Here is a 5,692-nt window from a genome sequence, read left to right as displayed (position 1 = left end):
GGAGGTTCAGGCGCGGCTAGGGGAGTGGCGGCGCGGGTGGCTTCTCGGCTTCCGCGACGTCACAAACGCGACGAACGAGCGCACGGCGATTTTCAGCGTTCTGCCGCGGGTGGGCGTTGGGAACAAAATCCCGTTGCTCGTATTTGGCACGCAGGATTCACCATGCTTGGTGTGCTTTCTTGCGAACGCGAACAGCCTACCATTTGACTACGTTGCTCGTCAGAAAATGGGTGGCACGGCGCTCAACTTCTTCATCGTGAAGCAGTTTCCCTTCCTTGCGCCAAATGGGTATTCAGCGATTGACCTAATGTTCATCGTCCCCCGCGTCTTGGAGTTGGTCTACACGTCTTGGGACATGGCTCCCTTCGCGTCGGACGTGTGGAACGACGCGGACGACGCTCTCTGCGAACGCCTTCTGGAACAGCACGAAGCGAACCGCGCCGCCACGGGCGGGCATCCCGACGCGCCGCCGGAGTGGGCAGCCGCTGACTATCCGTTCCCGCCGTTCAAGTGGGACGACGACCGCCGCGCCGTCCTTCGCGCGGAACTGGACGCTTACTACGCCCGTCTCTACGGTCTGACGGAGGAGGAGCTCCGCTACATCCTCGACCCGAAGGACGTCTACGGCGAGGACTTTCCCGGCGAGACGTTCCGCGTCTTGAAGGACAAGGAGACCAAGCAGTTCGGGGAGTATCGGACGCGGCGGCTCGTGTTGGAGGCGTGGGAGCGGCTGACCTGATACCGAGATGTCAGCCATCTGCAATGGGAGGCGCTCCGCATTGCGAAGGTTCGGATCAAGGACGTCCTCAAGAAGATCAGACCAGAAACAGAAAAGAGGTCCGGCTCGCCAGGGATCGTCACCGCATGTCGATCCAGGGGATCCTTGGCAGGGAAACCGGATTGGCGCTTCCGACGAGCAGAACAGACAACGAGAGCCCGGAGCCCGCTACGCACGTTTCCGCCGACATCAAGCCTGGCGCCTACCCGGTGTATGAGGATGTCGAGCTTGACGGTGAGTATGGCTTCCTGACGCAGATCATGTACTACCATGACTCCCTGAAGAGGTTTGTCGAGAGCGGCAAGGCGATTGCTCCTCTGTTCGAAGACCTGTCGAGAAACACGCAGTCCGGTTCATTGCTGAAGGGCCGGCATACGTCGCTGGCCCCGGCAATCCCGCTGGCTCAGGATCTCTTGTCACGTCTTGAGAACCGGAATCCGTTACCGGAGCTACTGCAGATTGAGGCGGACATTCTCGGACACTATTCCTACGACGCGAGTGAACCGACGCTGTTCGGGGACTACACTGATGCAAGACAGGGCAGGATTGCGCTCTACTGGGGAATCATCGGATTCGCTGCTTTGTGGTCTCGGGTGTCGGTAGGGGCAAAGACGGTGATCGTCCTCGCGCACGAGCTGGCGCACGCCTTCACGTATCTCGGAGCGGACAAGGACGGGCGTTGGTGGGGTTCGAACGATTTCGCAGGCTCGCAAGCTGCGCTAGTCGAAGGCATTGCGCAGTATTACACACATGTCGCATGCAAGGAGCTCGACGGGCGCATTCCTGGGGTCTTCGCAGCTTATGAGGATATGCTTCGGCGTCAGTCTGAGGTCTACCGCAGGCATCTTTCGTGGGTAAAGGAATTCTCGAAGGAGGAAGTATCGGAGGCGTTCGTTGAGATACGCCGACAACACAAGGTCAAGGTCGCCGAGTTCGAACTCGCCCTCACACAAGCACGACCTCGCCTTCGTGCGTCGGGGAGTCCGGCAGCGTCAGCCGCCGTAACGAGCTGACCGCGGGTAAGAGGCGGTCACGGATCCAGGCACATGTCCTCGCCGTCAAGCATGAAGCGCCGCAGCTACGCCCATCAGGCACACCGATATGTACGGAAGGCGTTGCGGAACCCAGCGGGATGCCTCATGATCGCTACGGGATCCGTAACGTATCAGGAAAGAATCAGGACAGATCGGCAAGTCGGGCGTGAGAATCCGCACTGTGACTGAGCTCAGTTGGGAGAGCGCCTGAATCGCACTCAGGAGGTCAGGGGTTCGACTCCCCTCAGCTCCACCAAGCCAAAACCCAGTCGTGGCTTCGGTTCTCACCACTTCGACCGACCCATAGCGAGCGCAACAATTGGCGACTTTTCGTGTCAAGATGACACGCCTTGCCGGATCCTTTCCTGACTTCAGGAAAGCCTCAGGAAAGGTTCAGGAAAGCCCGACCAAGCGTTCGGAGCCGACTTCCTGATTCCCCTCGCCCTCAGCGAAGGAGTCAGGAACCCCATGCGCGGCACACGTCCGCTAATCCGATTGCTTCCGCATCGGTCAGTCTCAGGCTTGTTCCTCACCCGGTCAGGGGAGTACGTCGCCGACGTCAAGCCGGACGATGGGACGCGGGTCGTTCGTCGCTTCGGAACCGATCGGACGCGTGCGCTGGGGCTGTTCTCAGAGCTGCTCGACAAGCTGGCGGAACAGCATGCCGAACGCACGAATCCAAAGGCCGTTGACTTCCTCTGCGCGACCTTCCTCGACTCACAACGCCACCTCAAGGCGTTCGATTTCGCGCAGGAGCGCATCCGGGCTATCGTTCGTTTCCTCGACGACCGCTACCCAGGTGTGCGGTTGTCCGACGTACGGCGCCATCACGCGGATGCCCTGGGCGACTCCTACGCCCACCTGTCACCCCGCACGCGCAAGGCGAATCTCGACAAGTCAAGCAAGCGCTCTATCTCGCTGTCGACCTCGACCTGCTCCCCGCAAACCCGCTGGCGCGGGCAAAGAGCCCTCGGTTCGACAACCGGCGCGTGCGCGTCTGCGGGATGGACGACTTCGTCGCGCTGGTCCGCGCTGCGGACGGCGACGTAGCGGACATGGTCCTCATACTCGGTCTGACCGGGTTGCGCCCATCCAACGTTTTCAGCTCCGGGCAGTGAGCTCAGGCGTTGGGGCGCCCGCGTTGCGGTCTTTGCCGGAGAGGAAGGTGGCGAAGTCCGTGGTAGTGGCGTAGTCGCCCATCAACGTCTCGATGACGTTGACGAACACGGACTTGCCGTTCATTCCATCCCCAAGTAGGAGGAACATGGCATGCTCCTCGACCGATCCCGTGAGCGTGTAACCCACCGCACGCTGGACGAACTCAATCAGCTGAGTATCAGCAGCGAAGACTTCGATCAGGAACCTCTCCCATCTCGGGCACTGGGCCTCCGCGTTGTAGACTGCTGCGCAAGACTTGGTCAGGTTGTCCTGGCGCCGCCCATAGTGGAATGTGCAGGTTCCCAGGTCGAGCGTGCCGTTCCTGACCCCCAACAGCATGTGGTCAGAATCGAAGGTTGCCGGTTCCGATGCCACTGGACGGAGCGACTGCAGCAATGCCATTGCGTTGTCACGAGAACGTCGGTTCTCGAAGGACTCAGCGAACTTACGCCGCCGCTTGCGGTGGTCTTCATCCTCGATGCGCTCGACGAGCCGTTGGTACAGCCGAGTTGCGTCCAGAACGCTGCGATCTATCGCGCCCGTGTTGCTCGGGCCCCAGCGATTGCCGTCCCACACCAGCCACAGATCACTCCCGTGGACGTATCGCACGTCCTCCCCGATGGCGGATGCGAGGAACTCCGCGAATCCGGTCTCGGTGAGCGAGTAGTCGGTCACGTCAAGCGCCGGCTGCGTTTCGTCGGTGTCTACCGTGCGGTGCCTTGTTTGTGAGACAGCCCTGTCTCTTGGCGGACGTCTGAAGGCCTGATCCAGCGATGCGTGCGCCTCCTCGAGCATGTAAGGAGGATCTCCCATGTTGCGGACCCTCGTCGCGAACTCTTCCATGAGCATGTTGGCTTCTGCCTTGGACCGTCCGTCGTCGCGCAGTTGGCACGCAAGCCAGAACCCCGTCTCGTTCCGAGTGCCAGGAACTGCTCGTCGGAGCGCTTCGTCGAGCAACCGTTGCCCTTCCAGCACTGGGACGGGTGACAGACCGGGCAGGATGGCTGGGCGTGCTGGCTTCGTCGGCGGGTCCCCCAGGGTATCGAGCAGACATGCGGGGGCGTCTGCGACGGACTCGAACGAGTCCCTCCACTGGTACGATCGTCGTGTATCGGGATGGATGGACGGTGGAGCAACGACGTAGTGACCTGTGGATAGGATCTCTACGCCCGGCGCGGGCGACACCTTGCTAGCGCCCTCGAACTCAATGGGCATTCGGAAGTAGAGATGGAACCCTCCGTCGCCCCGCCCTGTATCCACCGTCGCCGTCGCAGGAAGGCTCGCCCGGGAGAGCCAGCGCTTACCCTCCCCATCACGATCGTGCCGTGGGTCGTAGTCGATCGCTGCCAGACACGACACTGTGCCGGTGATGATGCCTATGTTGGGTTGGTGTCCAGATGGCTGGCTTCGCCTCTGTGCGGATTCAGCGAACCACAAGCGGATCATCCCCTCGGTCGGGAGCTGTGCCTGGAGCGACTGCCACAGGATGGCAGGCTCCTTCGAGCAGGGCTTGAGCGGAAGCACCGAGAAGCCTTGCGAGAGATAGTCCAGCGCGTACGCCTGGACGTCACACTGAGTATCCCTTGTCATGCCCAGATCCCTTCTGTGATGCGCGGTGTGTCTGTGTCGGATTCGCGAACCTGCCAAGCACGACGTGCCTTCGACCAGTGCTCCAAGCGCAACACAATCTGCTCACCGTAACCCCGGTCGATGCCGATACCGTGACGATCGAACATCTCCAGTGTCGCCTCGAGCGTCTCGCCACTCGCCAGCTGTAGGCGCACCCCGGCACCCGCTAGGCGACGGAGCTCAGCCAGATTGTGCCGGTCCACGGCGTACCCTGCGGGGATCGGAGCATGTGCCTCTCCGGGTCAACCCGCTTCGTGAGCCAGACGAGGTTGTCCCTGTCGCGGACGAGCCGCCCAACTGGACGTCCGCCGGCGCGGACCGTTCTTGCTTCTGCCCGTTTCATGTGTTACATTCTCCGTGCATGAGTTAGAGTAGTTTGCCTCACCCGTTCGCGGCCTATGCCGCGTCGGCTGGGGCTTTCTTATGTGCGTCGTACGTGTCGACGAACTCGTCGATGTCCGCCAGCTCGACGCCCAGTGCTGACGCGATCTTCCGCGCCTGATGTTCCGATGCGCGAAAGCGACCGTTTTCGATGACCGCGTAGGTGGCGACATTGATCCTTGCGGACGCCGCCACCTGGACGTGGGTCATGGCACGTTGCTTGCGGAGGTGTCGGAGTGTCACATGTACCTCCTTGTCTCAGACTGTACTAGGACCCAAACAGCAACTCTATCGCATCCAGTATACCAATGGGTGCGCCTGATGACAAGAGCATATGCATGGCGAATCCAGTAGGCATGCTAGTCTAATGGACTTTCGTCCTCAGATTCCCACGGAATAGTACGGATTCTGATGGATCCATGACTACCGTTTCCGTGCCCATGGCCAACGACATAGGCGGGGACTGACACTGCACTCGACCGTGCCAGGTGCAGAATAGGACAAGTCGTATGGAGCGAACACACGTGTGTCTGCTGGTGGCGGAGCGACTCGCGATCGAGCACGGCAGGATTCCCACGGTTGAGGCACTGAGGCGAGAAGCCCAAGTCGCGACCGCGACCGCCAGCAAGGTCCGCAAAGCCATCGACCAACAGCTTCGGGAGCAGATCGTCGAACCAAACCATCTGCTTCGCTGGGTCCGCGTTGCCGAGCA

The 5,692-nt window shown here is 61.1% G+C and carries 6 protein-coding genes and 1 tRNA gene; 5 read left to right on the top strand and 2 right to left on the bottom strand.

The window, feature by feature from the left end:
* Positions 1–307 precede the first annotated feature (307 nt).
* The 4 genes from FJZ36_17765 to FJZ36_17750 all read left to right on the top strand — a co-directional run bounded on the left by FJZ36_17765 (position 308) and on the right by FJZ36_17750 (position 2,862).
* The gene (locus tag FJZ36_17765) at positions 308–739 is read left to right on the top strand and encodes a hypothetical protein (GenBank protein MBM3216745.1); all 432 of its coding nucleotides are present in this window, start codon (positions 308–310) and stop codon (positions 737–739) included.
* A 23-nt stretch (positions 740–762) separates the two neighbouring features.
* Complete coding sequence (locus tag FJZ36_17760; GenBank protein MBM3216744.1) at positions 763–1,791, top strand: hypothetical protein; 1,029 nt, start codon at positions 763–765, stop codon at positions 1,789–1,791.
* 202 nt (positions 1,792–1,993) lie between these two features.
* A tRNA-Ala gene (locus tag FJZ36_17755) sits at positions 1,994–2,068 on the top strand.
* A gap of 212 nt (positions 2,069–2,280) precedes the next feature.
* Complete coding sequence (locus tag FJZ36_17750) at positions 2,281–2,862, top strand: hypothetical protein (GenBank protein MBM3216743.1); 582 nt, start codon at positions 2,281–2,283, stop codon at positions 2,860–2,862.
* A gap of 51 nt (positions 2,863–2,913) precedes the next feature.
* On the opposite strand, the gene FJZ36_17745 is transcribed toward FJZ36_17750, so the two are convergent.
* Positions 2,914–4,560 carry a hypothetical protein gene (locus FJZ36_17745; GenBank protein MBM3216742.1) on the bottom strand — a complete coding sequence of 549 codons (1,647 nt, stop codon included), beginning with the start codon at positions 4,558–4,560 and terminating at the stop codon, positions 2,914–2,916.
* A 435-nt stretch (positions 4,561–4,995) separates the two neighbouring features.
* Complete coding sequence (locus FJZ36_17740) at positions 4,996–5,223, bottom strand: helix-turn-helix transcriptional regulator (protein ID MBM3216741.1); 228 nt, start codon at positions 5,221–5,223, stop codon at positions 4,996–4,998.
* 266 nt (positions 5,224–5,489) lie between these two features.
* On the opposite strand from FJZ36_17740, the gene FJZ36_17735 reads away from it, so the two are divergent.
* A partial coding sequence (locus FJZ36_17735) for a hypothetical protein (protein MBM3216740.1) occupies positions 5,490–5,692 on the top strand: 203 nt, incomplete at its 3' end.

The organism is Candidatus Poribacteria bacterium (genome assembly GCA_016866785.1).
Taxonomy (GTDB): domain Bacteria; phylum Poribacteria; class WGA-4E.
The sequence above is the reverse complement of the archived record's forward strand: the minus strand, read 5'-3'. Positions and strand labels throughout refer to the sequence as shown.